The sequence below is a fragment of the Burkholderia sp. Ed8 genome (genome assembly GCF_040761425.1).
Taxonomy (GTDB): Bacteria; Pseudomonadota; Gammaproteobacteria; order Burkholderiales; family Burkholderiaceae; genus Burkholderia; species Burkholderia seminalis.
The window spans coordinates 1,784,170-1,801,224 of record NZ_CP142885.1; the positions used below are offsets into that span (position 1 = coordinate 1,784,170).

General features: G+C 69.1%; 17 protein-coding genes. 9 read left to right on the top strand and 8 right to left on the bottom strand.

Annotation, left to right across the window (positions count from 1 at the left end; translation table 11 throughout):
• The first annotated feature begins 119 nt into the window (after positions 1 to 119).
• The 3 genes from VXM69_RS08150 to VXM69_RS08160 are packed head-to-tail and all read left to right on the top strand — an operon-like array spanning position 120 to position 2,216.
• Entirely contained in the window at positions 120 to 590 is a 471-nt protein-coding gene (locus VXM69_RS08150; RefSeq protein ID WP_367188390.1) for a MarR family winged helix-turn-helix transcriptional regulator, read from the top strand.
• A 37-nt stretch (positions 591 to 627) separates the two neighbouring features.
• Positions 628 to 963: a hypothetical protein gene (locus tag VXM69_RS08155; RefSeq protein WP_034191461.1), complete on the top strand. Its 336-nt coding sequence runs from the start codon at positions 628 to 630 to the stop codon at positions 961 to 963.
• A complete protein-coding gene (locus VXM69_RS08160; RefSeq protein WP_034191460.1) occupies positions 960 to 2,216 on the top strand; it encodes an MFS transporter in 1,257 nt (418 codons plus the stop codon). Before VXM69_RS08155 ends, VXM69_RS08160 begins: the two co-directional genes overlap by 4 nt.
• Positions 2,217 to 2,304: 88 nt before the next feature.
• Here the strand turns inward: VXM69_RS08160 and VXM69_RS08165 are convergent, their stop codons facing one another.
• Positions 2,305 to 3,255 carry a LysR family transcriptional regulator gene (locus VXM69_RS08165; RefSeq protein WP_049028381.1) on the bottom strand — a complete coding sequence of 317 codons (951 nt, stop codon included), beginning with the start codon at positions 3,253 to 3,255 and terminating at the stop codon, positions 2,305 to 2,307.
• Between the two features lie 105 nt (positions 3,256 to 3,360).
• On the opposite strand from VXM69_RS08165, the gene VXM69_RS08170 reads away from it, so the two are divergent.
• Together VXM69_RS08170 and VXM69_RS08175 are read left to right on the top strand one after the other, a co-directional pair.
• A complete protein-coding gene (locus VXM69_RS08170) occupies positions 3,361 to 4,716 on the top strand; it encodes an aspartate aminotransferase family protein (RefSeq protein WP_034191682.1) in 1,356 nt (451 codons plus the stop codon).
• A gap of 48 nt (positions 4,717 to 4,764) precedes the next feature.
• Complete coding sequence (locus tag VXM69_RS08175; RefSeq protein ID WP_059556496.1) at positions 4,765 to 6,282, top strand: CoA-acylating methylmalonate-semialdehyde dehydrogenase; 1,518 nt, start codon at positions 4,765 to 4,767, stop codon at positions 6,280 to 6,282.
• Between the two features lie 114 nt (positions 6,283 to 6,396).
• Here VXM69_RS08175 and VXM69_RS08180 read toward each other — a convergent pair whose 3' ends face one another.
• From VXM69_RS08180 to VXM69_RS08190, 3 genes are all read right to left on the bottom strand, one after another.
• A complete protein-coding gene (locus tag VXM69_RS08180; protein ID WP_049028502.1) occupies positions 6,397 to 6,771 on the bottom strand; it encodes a hypothetical protein in 375 nt (124 codons plus the stop codon).
• A 283-nt stretch (positions 6,772 to 7,054) separates the two neighbouring features.
• Positions 7,055 to 7,213 carry an EamA family transporter gene (locus VXM69_RS08185; RefSeq protein WP_367188391.1) on the bottom strand — a complete coding sequence of 53 codons (159 nt, stop codon included), beginning with the start codon at positions 7,211 to 7,213 and terminating at the stop codon, positions 7,055 to 7,057.
• A complete protein-coding gene (locus tag VXM69_RS08190) occupies positions 7,204 to 8,142 on the bottom strand; it encodes a helix-turn-helix domain-containing protein (RefSeq protein ID WP_367188392.1) in 939 nt (312 codons plus the stop codon). The genes VXM69_RS08185 and VXM69_RS08190 overlap by 10 nt, the downstream gene beginning before the upstream one ends.
• Before the next feature lie 147 nt (positions 8,143 to 8,289).
• Between VXM69_RS08190 and VXM69_RS08195 the strand changes: the two genes are divergently transcribed.
• Together VXM69_RS08195 and VXM69_RS08200 are read left to right on the top strand one after the other, a co-directional pair.
• Positions 8,290 to 9,681 carry a cytochrome P450 gene (locus tag VXM69_RS08195; RefSeq protein WP_320338949.1) on the top strand — a complete coding sequence of 464 codons (1,392 nt, stop codon included), beginning with the start codon at positions 8,290 to 8,292 and terminating at the stop codon, positions 9,679 to 9,681.
• A gap of 172 nt (positions 9,682 to 9,853) precedes the next feature.
• Entirely contained in the window at positions 9,854 to 10,159 is a 306-nt protein-coding gene (locus VXM69_RS08200) for a panthothenate synthetase (protein ID WP_367188393.1), read from the top strand.
• Between the two features lie 72 nt (positions 10,160 to 10,231).
• Here the strand turns inward: VXM69_RS08200 and VXM69_RS08205 are convergent, their stop codons facing one another.
• Positions 10,232 to 10,615: a hypothetical protein gene (locus tag VXM69_RS08205; protein WP_367188394.1), complete on the bottom strand. Its 384-nt coding sequence runs from the start codon at positions 10,613 to 10,615 to the stop codon at positions 10,232 to 10,234.
• Between the two features lie 138 nt (positions 10,616 to 10,753).
• Positions 10,754 to 11,554, bottom strand: coding sequence for a LuxR C-terminal-related transcriptional regulator (locus VXM69_RS08210; protein ID WP_034191454.1), 801 nt, complete (start codon positions 11,552 to 11,554; stop codon positions 10,754 to 10,756).
• 132 nt (positions 11,555 to 11,686) lie between these two features.
• Here VXM69_RS08210 and VXM69_RS08215 point away from each other — a divergent pair, with 132 nt between their 5' ends.
• Together VXM69_RS08215 and VXM69_RS08220 are read left to right on the top strand one after the other, a co-directional pair.
• Positions 11,687 to 13,093 (top strand): APC family permease, encoded by a 1,407-nt coding sequence (locus tag VXM69_RS08215; protein WP_049028342.1) that lies wholly within the window; start codon positions 11,687 to 11,689, stop codon positions 13,091 to 13,093.
• A 64-nt stretch (positions 13,094 to 13,157) separates the two neighbouring features.
• A complete protein-coding gene (locus VXM69_RS08220) occupies positions 13,158 to 14,267 on the top strand; it encodes a P1 family peptidase (protein WP_049028341.1) in 1,110 nt (369 codons plus the stop codon).
• Positions 14,268 to 14,405: 138 nt separating this feature from the next.
• On the opposite strand, the gene VXM69_RS08225 is transcribed toward VXM69_RS08220, so the two are convergent.
• Both VXM69_RS08225 and VXM69_RS08230 read right to left on the bottom strand, forming a co-directional pair.
• Positions 14,406 to 14,618: a hypothetical protein gene (locus VXM69_RS08225; protein ID WP_034191451.1), complete on the bottom strand. Its 213-nt coding sequence runs from the start codon at positions 14,616 to 14,618 to the stop codon at positions 14,406 to 14,408.
• Between the two features lie 137 nt (positions 14,619 to 14,755).
• On the bottom strand, positions 14,756 to 16,939 hold the full coding sequence (locus VXM69_RS08230) for an FUSC family protein (protein WP_034191450.1): 2,184 nt from the start codon (positions 16,937 to 16,939) through the stop codon (positions 14,756 to 14,758).
• Positions 16,940 to 17,055 lie beyond the last annotated feature (116 nt).

Consider the following 17,055-nt stretch of genomic DNA (forward strand, 5'->3'; position numbering starts at 1 on the left):
TCGCACGGCGGAACGCGGCTGTTCTCGGCGACGCGGGTCTGGCCGGGCCCACGATCCTGACAACCTGAAATATACAGTTAAACTGTACAGTTAAACTGCCGATGTGATATCGTGGCGCCATGAACACGCGATCGTCCCCCTCCGATGCGCGCCCGCTTGCCGGGCTCGCCGGCGAACTCCGCATCTCGGTCGGCAAGCTGATACGGCGCATGCGGGAGCAGACCCATCCGAACGACCTCACTTCATCGCAGAAATCGGTGCTGCTGCGGCTCGACCGCGACGGCCCGGCTACCGTATCGGCGCTGGCCCGTGCCGAAAGCGTGCGCCCGCAGTCGATGCGCGTGACGGTCGCGACGCTCGAGGCGCTCGGCGCCGTCAGCGGCGCGGCCGACCCGACCGACGGCCGGCAGACGCTGATCGCGCTCACCCCCGGGTTTCGCAAGATGCTGCAGGCCAACCGTGCAGCCAAGGACGACTGGCTGTTCCGCGCGCTGCACGCGCAGCTGTCGGCGGCGGAACAGGCCGAGCTCGCCGCTGCCGTGAAGCTGCTGCAGCGGCTCGCCGAATTCCAGGATCCCGCCCGCCCGTGAACCGCCTCGGCCCGCACGCCGAAAGGACCGCCCGACCATGAACCTCCTGCATCTCGTGTCGTACTTCTTCGGCGGCGCGTTTCTCGCGAACGTCGTGCCGCATCTCGTCAGCGGGCTGCGCGGCGAGCCGTTCCAGACGCCGTTCGCGAATCCGTCCGGCCGCGGGCTGTCGTCGTCCACCGTGAATGTCGTGTGGGGCGTCGTGAACCTCGCGATCGCCTACGCGCTCGTGTGCCGCGTCGGCGATTTCGATCTGAGAAGCACGGCCGACGCCGCGGCGCTCGGGCTCGGCATCCTCGCGCTCGGCCTGTTCCTCGCGTGGCACTTCGGCACCCTGCACGGCGGCAACGAGCCCGGCCGGAAGCGGCCATGAGCGTGCCGGCGGCGGGCGTGTTCCGCTCGCTTCGCAGCTTCAACTATCGGGTCTGGGCGATCGGCTCGCTGGTGTCGAACATCGGCACCTGGGTGCAGCGTACCGCGCAGGACTGGCTCGTCCTCACGCAACTCACGCATCACGACGCGTCGGCCGTCGGCACGGTGATGGCGCTGCAGTTCGGGCCGCAGCTGCTGCTGTTGCCGTGGACCGGCTACGCGGCCGACCGCTTCGACCAGCGCAAGCTGCTGATGACGACCCAGGCGCTGATGGGCGTGCTGGCGCTGGCGCTCGGCATGCTGACGGTCACGGGCGCCGCACGGCTCGAGCACGTGTACGTTTTTGCGTTCCTGTTCGGCTGTGCGTCGGCGTTCGACGCGCCGGTGCGGCAGACCTTCGTCGCGGAACTGGTCGGCGATCGCGAGCTGGCGAATGCGGTCGCGCTCAATTCGACGTCGTTCAACGCCGCGCGGATGATCGGCCCGGCGGCGGCGGGGTTCATGATCGCGTCGGTCGGCACGGGCTGGGCATTCGTTGCCAACGGGCTCAGCTTCTTCGCGGTGCTGGCATCGCTGCTGCTGCTCCGGGAGGACGAACTGCGCGCGAACCTGCGCGCGGGCCGCTCGCGCGGCGGGCTGCTCGACGGCTTCCGCTACGTGTGGCACCGCGAGGACCTGAAGGCGATCCTCGTGATGCTGTTCCTGATCGGCACGTTCGGGCTCAACTTCCAGCTGTTCATCTCGACGATGGCCGCCAGCGTGTTTCACGTCGATGCGCGCGGGTTCGGGTTCCTGTCGTCGATGATGGCGGTCGGCACGGTGTCCGGCGCGCTGCTGGCGGCCCGCCGCGAGCAGCCGCGCTTCGGGCATCTGTGGTTCGGCGCGGCGCTGTTCGGGCTCGGTTGCACGTTCGCCGCGCTGGCGCCCGGCTACTGGCTGTTCGCGGCCGCGCTCGTGCTGACGGGCGTCGCCGCGATCACCTTCATGAACTCGACCAACAGCCTGATGCAGCTGTCCACCGAGCCGGCGATGCGCGGCCGCGTGATGGCGCTGCGCCTCGCGGTCGCGCTCGGCGGCACGCCGATCGGCGCGCCGGTGGCCGGCTGGGTCGCGAACCATCTCGGCCCGCGCTGGGCGCTCGGCGTCGGCGCGGCGTCCGGTTTTGCCGCGGCGCTCGTCGCGACGCATTTCGTGAAGCGCAACCGCGACACGCTGCGCGCGGGACGCGCGGTCGAACAGCGCGACGCTGCGTGATGCACGCAAGGCGGCGGGCGGCGCGTCCGCCCGTCATGCGATGCCGCCGCCGGGAAACGGATTCGCCGGGATGACCCGCGCGAGCTGTCTACGCCGCCGGCCGCACGGCCGCATGCGCGGCTTCCAGGCACGACTGGAACAGCAGCGCGGCCCGCGACGGCCGCGGCGAGCGCCGCAGCAGGCTCACGAACCGGCACCGGTAATTGAACCGGTGCGGCGCGATCGGCTGCATCAGCCCCTTGTTTTCGAAACTTTCCGCGTAGTGGTCGGGCAGGAAGCCGAGGTAGCGGCCGGACAGGATCAGCGTCGCGATCGACTCCTGGTCCGACGCGGTCGCGCTGCGCGTGAGCTTCGCGCGATGACTCAGCTCCATGTTCGGTGAATGGAAGCCGAGCCCGGCGAACGCGTGGTCGCGGATCGTCGTCCACGTGAGCTTGCCGTGCGGCGCATCGAACAGCGGATGCTGACGGCCGCAGTAGAGCAGCATCCGTTCGTCGAACAGCTCCGCATACTCGAGGCTGCCCGAATTGCGGTGCGCGGGAATGATCCCGACCTGATAGCTGCCGTCGATGATCCCGCGCTCGACTTCGTTGATCGACGCGACATGCAGGTTCAGCGTGACGTCGGGCGCCTCGTCGGCGAATTGGCGGATCGCGTCGCCGAGGCGTGCATGCGGGTTGGTGGCCGTCTTGTCGAACACGGCGACGTGCAATTCTCCGCCCATCTTGTCGTGAATGCCGTCGATCCTGCTGCGAAATGCTTCCATCGACGCCAGCAGGCGCAGCGTCTCCTCGTACACCGTCTGGCCTTCCGGCGTCAGCGTGAAGCCGGCGCGGCCGCGCCGGCACAGCACCAGGCCGAGGCGCGTTTCGAGATCCTTCACGTGCCGACTGATCGTCGAGATGCCGATATTCAGTTCCAGTTCGGCCGCCGCCATCCCGCCGCACTGCACGACGCCCTTGAAGACCCGCAGCAGGCGCAGGTCCATGTCGCTGAGCTGCCCCAGCAGCGCGCGGCTCTTCGGTTTCTTTGCTTGCATTGTTGAGCAAGTGAACATTGATATTGCGATATTCAAAAGACTAATTGGCGTCCCGACAATGTGCAACATCATCACAAGGAAGAGGGGCGCGCCGCGCCGACCGACATGACCGACATCACCACCGCCCAGCACGACGACACGAACCTGCGCACCGACGCCGCGTGGCTCGACGCGCACTGGATGCCGTTCACGGCCAATCGCCAGTTCAAGGCCGATCCGCGCATGATCGTGTCGGGCAAGGGCGCGTATTACACGGACGCCGAAGGCCGCAAGATCTTCGACGGCCTGTCGGGCCTCTGGTGCACGGGCCTCGGTCACGGCCGCACGGAGATCGTCGAGGCCGTGAGCCGCCAGATCGCGCAGCTCGACTACGCGCCGGCATTCCAGTTCGGCCACCCGAAATCGTTCGAACTCGCGAACAAGATCAAGGAACTGACGCCGGCCGGCCTCGACTACGTGTTCTTCACGGGCTCGGGTTCGGAAGCCGCCGACACGTCGCTGAAGCTGGCCCGCGCATACTGGCGCGCGAAGGGCAAGGGCACGAAGACGCGCCTGATCGGCCGCGAGAAGGGTTACCACGGCGTGAACTTCGGCGGCATCTCGGTCGGCGGGATCGGGCCGAATCGCAAGCTGTTCGGCCAGGGCCTCGACGCCGATTTCCTGCCGCACACGCAACTCGCCGAGAACAAGTTCTCGCGCGGGATGCCCGAGCACGGCGCCGAGCTGGCCGACCGCCTGCTCGAGCTGATCGCGCTGCACGACGCGTCGAACATCGCGGCCGTGATCGTCGAGCCGTTTTCCGGTTCGGCGGGCGTGGTCGTGCCGCCGAAGGGCTATCTGAAGCGCCTGCGCGACATCTGTACCGCGCACGACATCCTGCTGATCTTCGACGAGGTCATCACGGGCTTCGGCCGTGCCGGTGCGATGACGGGCGCCGACGCATTCGGCGTGGTGCCGGACATCATGAACTTCGCGAAGCAGGTGACGAACGGCGCGCAGCCGCTCGGCGGCGTGATCGCGACGAAGGAGATCTACGACACGTTCATGGCCGCGGGCGGCCCCGAGTACATGCTCGAGTTCCCGCACGGCTACACGTATTCGGCGCACCCGGTCGCGTGCGCGGCCGGCGTCGCGGCGCTGGACCTGCTGGTGAAGGAGGACGCGGTGGCCCGCGTGCGCGATCTCGCGCCGCATTTCGAGGCGGCCGTGCACGGGCTGAAGGGCCAGCGCCACATCGCGGACATCCGCAACTACGGGCTGGCGGCCGGCCTGACGATCGCGGCACTGCCGGGCGAGCCGGCACGACGTCCGTACGAGATCGCGATGCGCTGCTGGGCGAAGGGCTTCTACGTGCGCTACGGCGGCGACACGATCCAGCTCGCGCCGCCGTTCATCGCCGAGAAGCGCGAGATCGACAACCTGGTCAACGCGCTGTCCGACGCACTGAACGAAGTGGACTGAGCCGCGGCTCGCCCCCGCGACAACCGCATTCACGAAAGAGCCTCAACGATGAAACACGACAGCAACGTCACCTCCACCATCGGCCACCTGATCGACGGCAAGCGCGTCGACGGCGGCCACCGCGTCCAGCCGGTGTTCGACCCGGCCACCGGCGAATCGGACAAGAGCGTCGCGCTCGCCGACAAGCCGACCGTCGAAGCCGCGATCGCGTCCGCGCAGGCCGCGTTCCCGGCGTGGCGCAACACGCCGCCGCTGAAGCGCGCGCGCGTGATGAGCCGCTTCAAGACGCTGCTCGAAGAGCATGCCGACGAGCTGTGCGCGCTGATCACGGCCGAGCACGGCAAGGTGCTCGCCGACGCGATGGGCGAACTGCAGCGCGGGATCGAGAACGTCGAATACGCGACGTACGTGCCCGAGCTGCTGAAGGGTGAGCACAGCAAGAACGTCGGCCCCGCGATCGATTCGTGGAGCGAGTTCCAGGCGCTCGGCGTCGTCTCCGGCATCACGCCGTTCAACTTCCCGGTGATGGTGCCGCTGTGGATGTGGCCGATGGCCGTCGCGTGCGGCAACACGTTCGTGCTGAAGCCGTCCGAGCGCACGCCGTCGTCGACGCTGCGCATGGCCGAGCTCGCGCTCGAGGCCGGCCTGCCGCCGGGCGTGCTGAACGTCGTGAACGGCGACAAGGAAGCGGTCGACACGATCCTGACCGACCCGCGCGTGAAAGCCGTGAGCTTCGTCGGCTCGACGCCGATCGCCGAATACATCTACTCGACCGGCTGCGCGCACGGCAAGCGCGTGCAGGCGCTCGGCGGCGCGAAGAACTTCGCGGTCGTGATGCCGGACGCCGACATCGGCAATGCGGTGAACGCGCTGATGGGCGCCGCGTACGGCTCGTGCGGCGAGCGCTGCATGGCGATTCCGCTCGTCGTCGCGATCGGCGACGAGACGGGCGACCAGGTCGTCGCGGGGTTGAAGGCCGAGATCGAGAAGATGAAGGTCGGCCCGGGCAACGGCGCGGGTGTCGACATGGGCCCGCTCGTGACGCGGCAGCACTTCGAGAAGGTGACGGGCTTCGTCGATGCGGGCGTCGCGGCGGGCGCGACGCTCGTCGTCGACGGCCGCGGCGTGAAGGTCGACGGCCACGACGGCGGCTACTACCTCGGCCCGTGCCTGTTCGACAACGTGAAGCCCGGCATGCCGATCTACCAGCACGAGATCTTCGGGCCCGTGCTCGGCGTGATCCGCCTGAAGTCGCTCGACGAGGCGATGGCGCTGATCGACGCGCACGAATACGGCAACGGCACGTGCCTGTTCACGCGCGACGGCGAGGCCGCGCGTTACTTCAGCGACAACATCCAGATCGGCATGGTCGGCATCAACGTGCCGCTGCCGGTGCCGGTCGCGTACCACTCGTTCGGCGGCTGGAAGCGTTCGCTGTTCGGCGACCTGCACGCATACGGCCCGGACGCCGTGCGTTTCTACACGAAACGCAAGACGATCACGCAGCGCTGGCCGTCGGCCGGCGTGCGCGAAGGGACGGTATTCAGCTTCCCGTCGAGCCGCTGACGCGCAAGCCGGCTGCACGCAGCCGGCGCGACGTGCCGAAGCCTGCCCCGGTCGACGATCGGGGCAGGCTTTTTTGCTTGTGCACGGATCGGGCGGAAGGCGGCGGAAGGACGCTTACGGCGCAACCACGTGCCACATGTTCTTGAAGTTGTCGCCGTTGCGGTCGCCCTGTTTCATGTCCTTCGAGAAGAAGTACAGCGGCTTGCCCTTGTAGGCCCATTGCGGGCTGCCGTCGTCGCGCTTGACGATCGTGTAGGGGCCGACCGGGACGTCGGTCGCGCTGGCCTTGTAGGGCGGCCAGAAGGATTCGCACTGGCCCGTGCAGGCGCTGGTGCCGGCATTGGGTTTGTCGTGGTCGAACGTGTAGACGGTCATCCCGTTGGCGGCGACGAGCGCGCCGTTTTCTTCCTTCGTGATGGAACCCTGGGCCGTAGCCGAAGCGGATGCAATGGCGAGCAGAGCGGAGCTGACGAGCAGCACGGCTTTCATGTGTGCCTCCTGATAGTCCGGTGGGCGGCCGCAACCGCGCGCACGGGCAAGCGTGCGCGACGATCGCGATGAATGGTGCCGGAACGCGATGCCGTTGCCGTTCGCGAGCTTGACGCGGGATCGCATGGCGGCAAACGGGGCGCCTTCTTCACGATAGGCGGTTTTGCGCGGGGCTGCGAGAAGATCGGGGGGCATATCGGCCGCGCGTAGGCATCGCGCAACGGCGCGGCGATTGCCTGCGCGCCGGTATTCCGTCCCCGAACGCGCGGCGCACGCCGACGCGTCAGCGTCTGGCGCGATTGGTCAGCGCGACGCCCGTGATCACGAGCACGCCGCCGGCCAGTATCGACGGCGACAGCGGTTTGCCGAGCAGCGCGACCGACGGCAGTACGCCGAACACGGGTACCCGGTTCGTGAACACGGCGGCGCGGGCTACACCCACAGCTGGTACATCCAGAACGATTCGTCGTCGGCGAAGCGCCGCACGAATTCGGTCGGCGCAAAGCCCGTGATGCGCCGCGTCGCGCGGCTCAGGTGGGCCTGGTCGGCAAAGCCTTCATCCAGCGCCAGCGCCGCCCAGTCGACCGGCTCGCCGGCTTCCTGCCGCGCCCGCGCGGCAAAGAACGCGCCTTCGCTGCGCACCAGCGTATGCCAGTCGCGCAACGAACGCCCGCTGTACGCCTTGATGCGCCGCTCGACCTGGCGCGCGCTGTGCGTGTGCCGCCATTCGCGTGCCTGCAGCGCGAGCCGTTCGGCCCAGCTGCGGCCCGCGTCGCGCAGCGACGACAGCGGCGTCGTGCCGCCGCGCAGCGCGCGCCAGCGCGGCGCCAGGTGGCGGTCGAGCGCGGCCAGCGCCGCGGCGTCGCCGTCCGCCTCGGCCAATGCGTCGAGCAGCGGCCGCCAGCCGTCGTCGAGCGCAATACGCGCATCGACGAAGCGGTCGTGAATCTCGGGCAGCCCGATCCCGAACAGCACGCGGGCCGCGTCGGCATGGAAGCAGACGATGCCGCCCTGACCGGTGGTCGGCGCCCAACTGACGGTCGGCGCCGACTGGCTGCCGGAGAGCGTAGCCGACGCGCCGAACGCGCGCCAGCGCGGGCCGTCGGGCGCGCTCTCGACGAGCCCCGCGTCGAGAGCGCGATACCACGCGAGACAGACGAGCGGTGACGCCGGGAAGTGCGTCAGCCGCTGCGCAGCGTCCAGCGCGAAGCCGCGCGTGTCGCGGCAGATGATCGCGACCACCGCGCCTTGCAACGCGGCCGGCGCCGGATACAGCCGCGCATGCGGCGCGCGGCCGCCGCGCAGCACGCGCGGCGCGCGCGCGAGCGGATCGGGGCATGGCGGCAGGATCGGGGGCGGGCCGGAGCACATGACGCCGGAGTATAGGGACGGCCTGCATGCGTGTCGATGTCGTTTGCGTTCAAGACCGCCGCCGCATCGCCTCGGACAATCCGCCGCATGAACCCGCGAACCTCCTCCCCATGTCCCTTCCATGCGGGCGCCGCAGCGCCGGCGCCCGTGCTTCACCCGCCCGGCGTATGGCCGCCGGGGCCGCGCGCCGGCCTGACGGGGTGGTCGTTGCTGCGCGCGATGTCGCGCGACCTGCTCGGCACGCTCGCGGGCTGGCAGCGCGAGCATGGCGACGTCGTGCACTTGCGCATGTGGCCCGAGCACGTGGTGGCCGTGACCGATCCCGCGCTCGCGCGCGAACTGCTGGTCACGCATCACGATGCGCTCGTGCGCTGGGAGCGCGGCATCCGCGTGTTCTCGCAGGTACACGGGCACAGCGTGCTGGTGGCCGAAGGCGACGCATGGCGCGACAAGCGGCACGCGTTGCAGCCGAATTTCATGCCGAAGCCGGTACAGGCGTTCGTTCCGGCGATCGCCGCGACGGCCGGCCATGCGCTCGCGCAATGGCCCGCGCACGACGCGCGTTGGCCGATCGAAAGCGCGCTGACGTCGCTCGCGATGGACGTGATCATGCGCACGATGTTTTCCGATGCGATCGGCGAGGATGCGCGCGTGGCCGAGGCCGCCGTGCGCACGGTGAGCGCCGTGTCCAATGCCGAGTTCTACCAGCCAGTGAGCGCACCGGACTGGATGCCGTGGAAGCGCGGCAAGGCGCGGGCGCTCGCGGTGCTGAACGGGCTGATCGACCGGCAACTGCATGTGCGTCTCGACCGTCCCGAGCACGGCTGGCCCGACGATCTGCTGTCGCGCCTGCTGCGGCTGCATCGCGCCGACGCGCGCGTCTGGCCGCTGCAGGCCGTGCGCGACGAATGCATGACGGCGTTCCTGGCCGGACACGAGACGGCCGCCGCCACGTTGACCTGGTGGGCGTGGAGCATGGCGGCGCATCCGGACGTGCAGGCTGCCGCGCGGGACGAGGTCGTGCGCGTGCTGGACGGCCGCGCGCCGAGCGCCGACACGCGCCCGGCATTGCGCTACCTGACGCAGACGCTCGAGGAAACGATGCGGCTGTACCCGGCGGCGCCGATCCTGATCAGCCGTCGCGCATCGCGGCCGGTTGCGCTGGGCGCCTGGCAGTTTCCCGCGCGGACGCTGTTCATGCTGCCGTTGCAGTTGATGCATCTCGACGAACGCTGGTTTCCCGAGCCGCATGCGTTCCGGCCGGCGCGCTTCGCCGACGACGCGCCGCCGCTGCCGCGCGGCGCGTACATGCCGTTCGGCACCGGCCCGCGCGTGTGCCTCGGGCAGCATCTGGCGATGACGGAGATGACCGTGGTGGCCGCGATGCTCCTGCAGCGCTACGTGCTGTCGGTTCCGCCCGGCATGGCGCCGCCGCGACCGGTGTTGAACGTGACGCTGCGGCCGCGGCAGGCGTTGCATCTGGCGATCGCGTCGCCGGGGCTGACGGCCGAGGCGGCCTCGGCACAAGGGCCGGCGTGACCGAGCCGGTCACGCGCGCATCGCGCGAGTGACGACCGTTCGAGCGATGCCGTGTCGTCGAATCGTCGGAACGTGAATGCATGCCGGCAACGGTGTTCGGCGCCCTGGCGCGGCGTCGCGCAGCACCTATGCTTGAAGGGCCCAGGCCGGGCGGACCCAACGGAGGACGGTCATGCGCATGCTTCTCAACATACGAATTCCTCACGAGCCGTTCAATACGCTGGTGCGCGACGGCAGCGTCGGCGACGTGATCTCGCGAATACTCGAGGCGGTCAAGCCGGAGGCCGTGTATTTCACGGAGCAGAGCGGCTGGCGCGGCGCGGTCGTGATCGTCAATCTGGACGACCCGTCGCAAATCCCGGCGCTCGCGGAGCCGTGGTTCCTGATGTTGAATGCGGACTGCGAGTTCCGCGTGGTGATGCTGCCGGACGATCTGCGGAACGCCGGGCTCGCGCAACTCGGCGCGAAGTGGCGGTAGCAGGATGCCGCGCATGGCCGTGCCCCTGCCCGACAACGGGGCGGGAGGCATGGCGCGGCGTTCGCGTGCCGACTATCGCGCAGGCGGCGACGGCTCGACGGGTGCCGCCGGCCGGTCTTTCGGCCTGCACAGCAACAGCAGGCCGCTCAGCGCCGCCGCGCCGAGGAAAACGAAAAAGCACCGCGCGTTCCATGCGTTCAGGCTGTCGGATGCCACGCCGCCGGCGTTTCCGGCCGTGGTGCCGGCTTCGAGCAGGAACGTGAAGACCGCCGGCACCGGCGCGGAGCCCAGGTAGGCGAGGAATGCGAACTGCAGCCGGCCGCGCGTCAGGATCGACCAGACGTCCTTGCCCATCAGGCAGGCGGCCAGCACCACGGGCGGCACGAGCACGATCGAAGCGGCGCTGACGGCACACAGCAGCAGCCAGCCAAGTCCGATGAGCGGAACGAGCGACATGAATCGGGTCTCCTGTATCGGGGCGGCCGTGTGGTCGGCGAAACCTCCGTGCCTGCTTCACCGGCCGATCACGGCGCGAATCGATGCACGGATAGTGCCCGATTCCGCGCCCGTTGCCATCTACCGCGATCGAGGCGTTCACCCGGCCGCATCTTCCCCGAGCGCCCGGATGAACCGCGAAAACAGCTCGGGCTGCGATGAAATCCCGAGCTTCGCGTACAGATGGCGCCGATGCACCTTCACCGTTTCGGGCGATATCGCCAGCCGCTCGGCGATCGCCTTCGACGAATTGCCGCGCAGCACCATGCGCGCGATCGACATCTCGCGGTCGGTCAGCACGCCCGCGCCGAAGCGCGCGAGCGCCTGCTCGACGCGCGCGCCGAGATCGGCGTCGGGCGTCGCGCGTGCGGCGTCGCCCACCAGCCGCCAGTGCTGCCGCATCGCCGCGAGCACCCACGGCATCGCGGCCGTCAGCTTGCCGAGCGGCTCGACGTCGAAGCGCGCGGCCGCGCCGAGCGACAGCGACAGCAGCGTATCGGCGTTCGGCCGCACGAGAATCTGGATCTCGTCGTCGCCGACCGCATCGCGGAAATAGCTGAGGAAATATTCGCTTTGCCGGAACAGGTCGGGCGCGACTTCCTCGAGCCGGTAGCAGCCGTCGGCGAGCCCGTCGTGCGCGGCCTGCAGGAACGGGTCGAGCAGATACACGCCGTTCAGGTAGAGCGGCACGGGCGATGCGTTGTCGGTGCCGCCGGTGTCGTATTCGTCGAGCACGAGCGGCACGCCGTCGCGGCCGACCGCGGTCGCGAGCGCGTTGTCGAACGGCACCATTTCGTTGAGCAGCAGCACCAGGAACCGCCAGAAGCGCGGCTGGCCGAGATGATCGATTGCGCGGCCAAGCGCCTGATGCATCGCGATTTCGGAAAAGAGACGATCCATACCACCACCGGAAGGGCGTAACACGAAGGGGGAATAGCGGTCCTGAAATTGGCTTCCTAGACTGCCACGCAATCAATCGGGCCCGAGTATGGGTGTTCAAAAATTGGCAGCAAAGGAGCACAGGAGAACGAAATGGCGATGATGTCGGAATCGACGGGTAGCCTGCAAGCGGCGCCTGCAACGGAAGACGCGCCGCGCGCGCTGTCGCAGACGCTCAGCGTGCGCGACGCGGTGATGATCACCGTATCGGGCGTGACGCCTGCCAGCTCGATCTTCGTGATCGCGCCGTTCGCGATCCAGCAGGCCGGCAGCGGTGCCGTGCTGTCGTTCGTGCTCGGCGGCGTGCTTGCACTGGCGTTCGCGCTTTGCTACGCGGAGCTCAGCGCCGCGCACCGCAGCGCGGGCGGCGAATACGTGATGGCCAAGCGCGTATTCGGCACGCTGCCCGGCTACCTGACCTTCATCACGGTGCTGTCCGTCAGCGTGTTCATCCCGGCCGTGCTCGCGAGCGGCGCCGCGCCCTACCTGAACAACGCGCTCGGCACGCACTTCGGCAACCAGTCGGTCGCGCTGACGATCGTGCTGCTCAGCTATCTGCTCGGCATGCTGAACATCAAGACGAACGCGTGGATCACCGGCGCGTTCCTGGTCGTCGAGATCGGCGTGCTGATGCTGATCGCGGGGCTCGGCTTCGGTTCGCCGCATCGCGGCGCCGACGTGCTGATCGCGCCGGTCGTCGCGAGCGGCAACGCGCTCGTGCCGGCGACGCTCGCGGCCATCGTGCCGGCGATCGGCACCGCGATCTTCTGCTACAACGGCTTCGGCTCGGCCGCGTATCTCGCGGAAGACCTGCGCGGCGGCAACCGCAACGTCGCGAAGGCGGTGATCTATTCGCTGCTCGTGATCCTCGTCGTCGAACTGGTGCCGCTCACCGCGATCGTGCTCGGCGCGCCGTCGCTCACGGAACTGACGAAGAGTGCCGACCCGATCGGCTATGTGGTGCGTTCGCTGAGCAACCCGGCCGTGTCGCGCGTGGTCAGCGGCGGGATCTTCCTGTCGGTGTTCAACGCGATCATCGCGATCGTGATCACGATGGGCCGCCTGCTGTACAGCAGCGGCCGGCATGCACTCTGGTCGCGCGCCTGCAACCGCGCATTCTCGACGATCCATCCGCGCCTCCAATCGCCGTGGCTCGCGACGCTCGCGCTGGCGGTGCCGTCGGCCGGGCTCGTGTTCGTGTCGAGCCTCGACGAGCTGACCGCGTTCACGGTCGACCTGCTGCTGCTGATCTACCTGGTCGTCGGGCTGGCCGCGCTCGCGAGCCGGTTCGTGCGTCGCGACGTCGAGCATCATTACCGGATGCCGCTGTGGCCCGTGACGCCGCTCGTCGCGGTGGCCGGCGCGGCCTACACGCTGTACACGACGCTGGCGACCGCGACGAAGTCGACCGACCTGATCATCATCGCGGGGCTGCTGGCCGCCGCACTCGTGATGTACGGGGTATGGGCGCGCCACAGCGAAGCGTTCCGCGCGCTCTGAGCGTCGGATCGACACCTTGCAGCATCGACATACCGAACCACGGAAAGACTGGAGGAACTGCATCATGCGCACGAGGGATCTCGGCATCCGCATCGGGCTCGGCACGCCGGGCCGCTTCAACGCGATCACGGACGTACCGGGCGTGCGGGTCGGACATTGCACGCTGAACGTCGAGAACGGCGACGCATCGATCCGCACCGGCGTGACCGTCATCGAGCCGCGCGCGGGCGCCGCGCACGATTCGCCGTGCTTCGCGGGCGTGCACGTGCTGAACGGCAACGGTGACGCGACGGGGCTCGAATGGATCCGCGAGGCCGGCCTGCTGACGACGCCGATCGCCTATACGAACACGCACAGCGTCGGCACGGTGCGCGACGCGCTCGTCGCGAACGAGCGTGCAGCGGCGGCCGGCCGCGTGTACTGGTGCATGCCGGTCGTGATGGAAACCTACGACGGGCTGCTGAACGACATCTGGGGGCAGCACGTGAGCGCCGCGCACCTGCAGCGCGCGCTGGCCGCCGCGCAGTCGGGGCCGGTCGCGGAAGGAGGCGTCGGCGGCGGCACGGGGATGATCTGCCACGAGTTCAAGGGCGGCATCGGCACCGCCTCGCGCGTGCTCGCGAACGATGCGGGCGGCTGGACCGTCGGCGCGCTCGTCCAGGCAAACTACGGCGTGCGCGAAATGCTGCGGGTGGCCGGCTACCCGGTCGGCGAGGTGCTGCGGCACGTGCATTCGCCGTTCCGCGACCAGGGCGCCAAAGGCGAGCCGGGCATGGGATCGATCGTCGTGACGCTCGCGACCGATGCGCCGCTTCTGCCGCATCAGTGCACGCGCCTCGCGCAGCGCGCGAGCGTCGGGCTCGCACGCGTCGGCGGCGGTACCGAGGATTCGAGCGGCGACGTCTTCCTGGCATTCGCAACGGGCAACGACGGCCTGCCCGCGGCGAACTACGGCAGCAAGGGCGCGCCGACCACCGATCTGAAGATGGTCAACAACGACCACATTTCCGCGCTGTTCGTCGCGGCGGCGGAAGCGGTGGAGGAAGCGATCGTGAATGCGCTGGTCGCGGGCGGCGACGTCGAATCGCGCGGTGCGCGGGTCGAGGGGCTCGGGCAGGCGCGCCTGCTCGATGCGTTGCGCGAAGTGGGGTGGCGGCCGGGGCGCGGCGCCTGAAACGGCGAGCGCCGCTTCAATCGAAGCGGCGTGGAACGGGGCGGCGATGCGGCGATCGGCCGGACCGCCGTCCGCCCGCGCATGCGATGCATGCCGTGCGGGCGATGCGGGCCTGGCCGTGACGACGCGGCGTCATGCTCAGCTGCCGAAGTAGATGTTGCAGAAGCTGACCGGGCCGACACAGGCGTTCGGGTCTTCCTGCTTCGATTGCGAACGATCGACACGGCCCGCGGCCTTGACGGCTTCGGCGCGGTTCGCCTGTTGCGGTGCGGCGTCCGCCGGCGCCGGCTGTGCGTGGGCGACAGCGGCGGTGAGCGACAGGGCAACGAGGGCGAGGTGCAGCGGCTTCATTTTGGGTTCTCCTGGGTGAGTGCCAGTCGCGCTGGCAGTGAGGAAACTATAGGCTCGCACTGCTTAAAGATTAATCACCGGGGCTGTAGAGCTTATTTCCATCCGGAACAAGGATCCCGTTGCGCACGCATCGATCCTCAATGGCGGCGCCGGTTGAACGGCGCATCCTTGTCGAGCAGCGCGGTGCGCATGAAGTGCAGGCAGCCGACGATCCGCTGCATGCTCCGGCGCGCATCGGGCACCGCGTACCAGGCCTGCAGTGTGTGCTGCGCCGCGCGGATCGCGAGATTCACCGATTTCAGCGTGCGTGCGTGATGGCCGGGCGTCGGGTCGTCGAAGAAGCGCGGCAGCTCGTGCAGCACCGCGTCGATCGAGGTGGTCCAGCGCAGCGTCTGCGGCGGTTTCGAGGCACTGAACGCGCGCAGCTCGTCGCGCAGGTCGATCACGGCGTGGCCGACCTCGAGCGTCGACAGCATCCAGCGCATGGCGTCGCGGTGCTGCCGGGTACGCCGCACGAGCAGCGTGCGCAGTTGCGCCATCAGGTCGTGCGTACTCGACTGGAAACGCTGCGCGAGGCCGACCGGCGCGCCTTCGCACGCGAGCGTGACCTGGCGGCGCAGGTCGTGGGCGATGCGGCCGGTGAGCCACGGCATGTGGGTCGGGAAGACGACCGCGAACACGAGCGAGCACGCGAGCATCGCGACGACGATCGCCAGCCCGTTGTTGATCAGCACTTCGGGCGTATACGCGATCGCGTTGTCGGGGCCGGCGAGCAGGCAGAAGAACACCGCGAAGCCGATCCCGTAGCCGGACAGGCCGGGCCGCATGGCCAGGAACGCGCCGAGGCCGAGCACCGGCGCGAGTGTCGCGCACAGCAGCGGGAAGCCGTCGATGTTCGGATACACGTAGCACAGGAACACGTAGCCGACGGCGGTCGCGAACGCCGCGCCGACGCTCATTTGCGCGACGAACTTCGGCGCGCGCGGCGACGTCGAGCTGAGCGCGCACGCGATCGCGGTGGCGATCACGGCGAGCGAGCCGCTCGGCCATTCGGACGCGATCCAGAACGCACTCATCGCGCCGACGGCCACTACCGTGCGCAGGAACGCGAAGCCGACGAAGAACGCATTGGTCTTCACTGCGTAATGCGTGACGGAGCGCTCGAACGCGTGATCGTCCTGGTCGAGCGACGCGTAGGTATCGGCGTAGCCGAGGTATTCGCCGATGAAGCGGTACATCAGCTCGATCGCGGTATCGAAGTCGAGCAGGCCGCCCGCGGCATGTTCCTCGATGGTTCGGCGCGACGCGCGCGCGGCCTTCGGCAATGCACCGTGGAAGCGGCGCAGTTCGAGCAGCGCGCCGGTGGCCGGCGTGATGCCGCGCGGCCGCTCGTCGCGCAGTGCCGCGAAGCGCAGGGCGAGCGCGTCGACGTGCGGCGCGAGCGCAGCGAGCACCGCGTCCGACTGGTTCGCGCGCAGGCGCTTGACGAGTTGGTGCAGCGCATGCAGCCGCGTGCAGGCATTCATGAACTCGCTGTTCAGCCGCGCAAGGCGGCGGCTGCGCGCGCGAATGTGCGGATCCTCGAACGACGCGAACGCGCGGTTGGCCTCGAAACCGACGATGTCGTCGACGAAATCGGCGAAGCGCCGCTCGAAATCGCCGCGCGCGACGTCGCCAGCCAGCGCACCGGCGGCGAACGCCGCGAATGTCGCATGGCGCGCGCTCAGCGAGCGCATCAGCGCCTTCGCGGAACTCAGCGGCAGGATCAGCGCGCTGACCGCGCCCGAGCAGGCGATGCCGAGCGCGACTTCCGCGGCGCGGGTGAGCGCGGACTGGAACAGCGTCTGCGGCGTCATCACGGCCGGCAGGCCGATCAGCGCGGCCGTGTAGCCGGCGAGCACGAAGCCGTACCAGCGGAAGTGGCGGTTGCGTACCGCGAGCGCGATACAGCCGCCGATCCACAGCGTGATGCCGGCCATGTACAGCTCGGGCTGCTGCGCGAACAGCCCGCCGAGCGCGAGCGCGGCGACGAGGCCGGCCGCCGTGCCGAGCACGCGATAGAAGCTCTTCGCGAACACCATGCCCGAGAGCGGCTGCATCAGCACGAACACGGTCGTCATCGCCGTGCGCGGCTGGGACATCTCGAGGCGCATCGCGATGCCCATCGCCAGCAGTGCCGCAAGCACGGTTTTCGCGAGATGCAGCCAGATCAGCCCGTCGCGGGTCGCCCAGTCGCGCGCGGCGTCGCCGAGCGGTTCGAGCCAGGCCCTCCATCGCGCGGGTTCGATGGAAGATTGCTCGATCGCAGGTGGTGGCTTCATGAAAAGAGGGGGCCGGGGCGGGGCCGCGGCGCATCCGAACGGGTCCGTTCGACTGGTGAGGCGCCGATTGTAGGAGTGCGGCGCGTGCGCATTAACGCAGCTCCGGGGAAACGATA

Coding starts and splice junctions, on each gene's coding strand:
- VXM69_RS08200 (WP_367188393.1), top strand. CDS start 9,854: ATGCGCATGCTTCTCAACATACGAATTCCTCACGAGCCGTTCAATACG.
- VXM69_RS08230 (WP_034191450.1), bottom strand. CDS start 16,939: ATGAAGCCACCACCTGCGATCGAGCAATCTTCCATCGAACCCGCGCGA.
- VXM69_RS08170 (WP_034191682.1), top strand. CDS start 3,361: ATGACCGACATCACCACCGCCCAGCACGACGACACGAACCTGCGCACC.
- VXM69_RS08160 (WP_034191460.1), top strand. CDS start 960: ATGAGCGTGCCGGCGGCGGGCGTGTTCCGCTCGCTTCGCAGCTTCAAC.
- VXM69_RS08190 (WP_367188392.1), bottom strand. CDS start 8,142: ATGTGCTCCGGCCCGCCCCCGATCCTGCCGCCATGCCCCGATCCGCTC.
- VXM69_RS08180 (WP_049028502.1), bottom strand. CDS start 6,771: ATGAAAGCCGTGCTGCTCGTCAGCTCCGCTCTGCTCGCCATTGCATCC.
- VXM69_RS08205 (WP_367188394.1), bottom strand. CDS start 10,615: ATGTCGCTCGTTCCGCTCATCGGACTTGGCTGGCTGCTGCTGTGTGCC.
- VXM69_RS08150 (WP_367188390.1), top strand. CDS start 120: ATGAACACGCGATCGTCCCCCTCCGATGCGCGCCCGCTTGCCGGGCTC.
- VXM69_RS08165 (WP_049028381.1), bottom strand. CDS start 3,255: ATGCAAGCAAAGAAACCGAAGAGCCGCGCGCTGCTGGGGCAGCTCAGC.
- VXM69_RS08175 (WP_059556496.1), top strand. CDS start 4,765: ATGAAACACGACAGCAACGTCACCTCCACCATCGGCCACCTGATCGAC.
- VXM69_RS08225 (WP_034191451.1), bottom strand. CDS start 14,618: ATGAAGCCGCTGCACCTCGCCCTCGTTGCCCTGTCGCTCACCGCCGCT.
- VXM69_RS08155 (WP_034191461.1), top strand. CDS start 628: ATGAACCTCCTGCATCTCGTGTCGTACTTCTTCGGCGGCGCGTTTCTC.
- VXM69_RS08220 (WP_049028341.1), top strand. CDS start 13,158: ATGCGCACGAGGGATCTCGGCATCCGCATCGGGCTCGGCACGCCGGGC.
- VXM69_RS08215 (WP_049028342.1), top strand. CDS start 11,687: ATGGCGATGATGTCGGAATCGACGGGTAGCCTGCAAGCGGCGCCTGCA.
- VXM69_RS08210 (WP_034191454.1), bottom strand. CDS start 11,554: ATGGATCGTCTCTTTTCCGAAATCGCGATGCATCAGGCGCTTGGCCGC.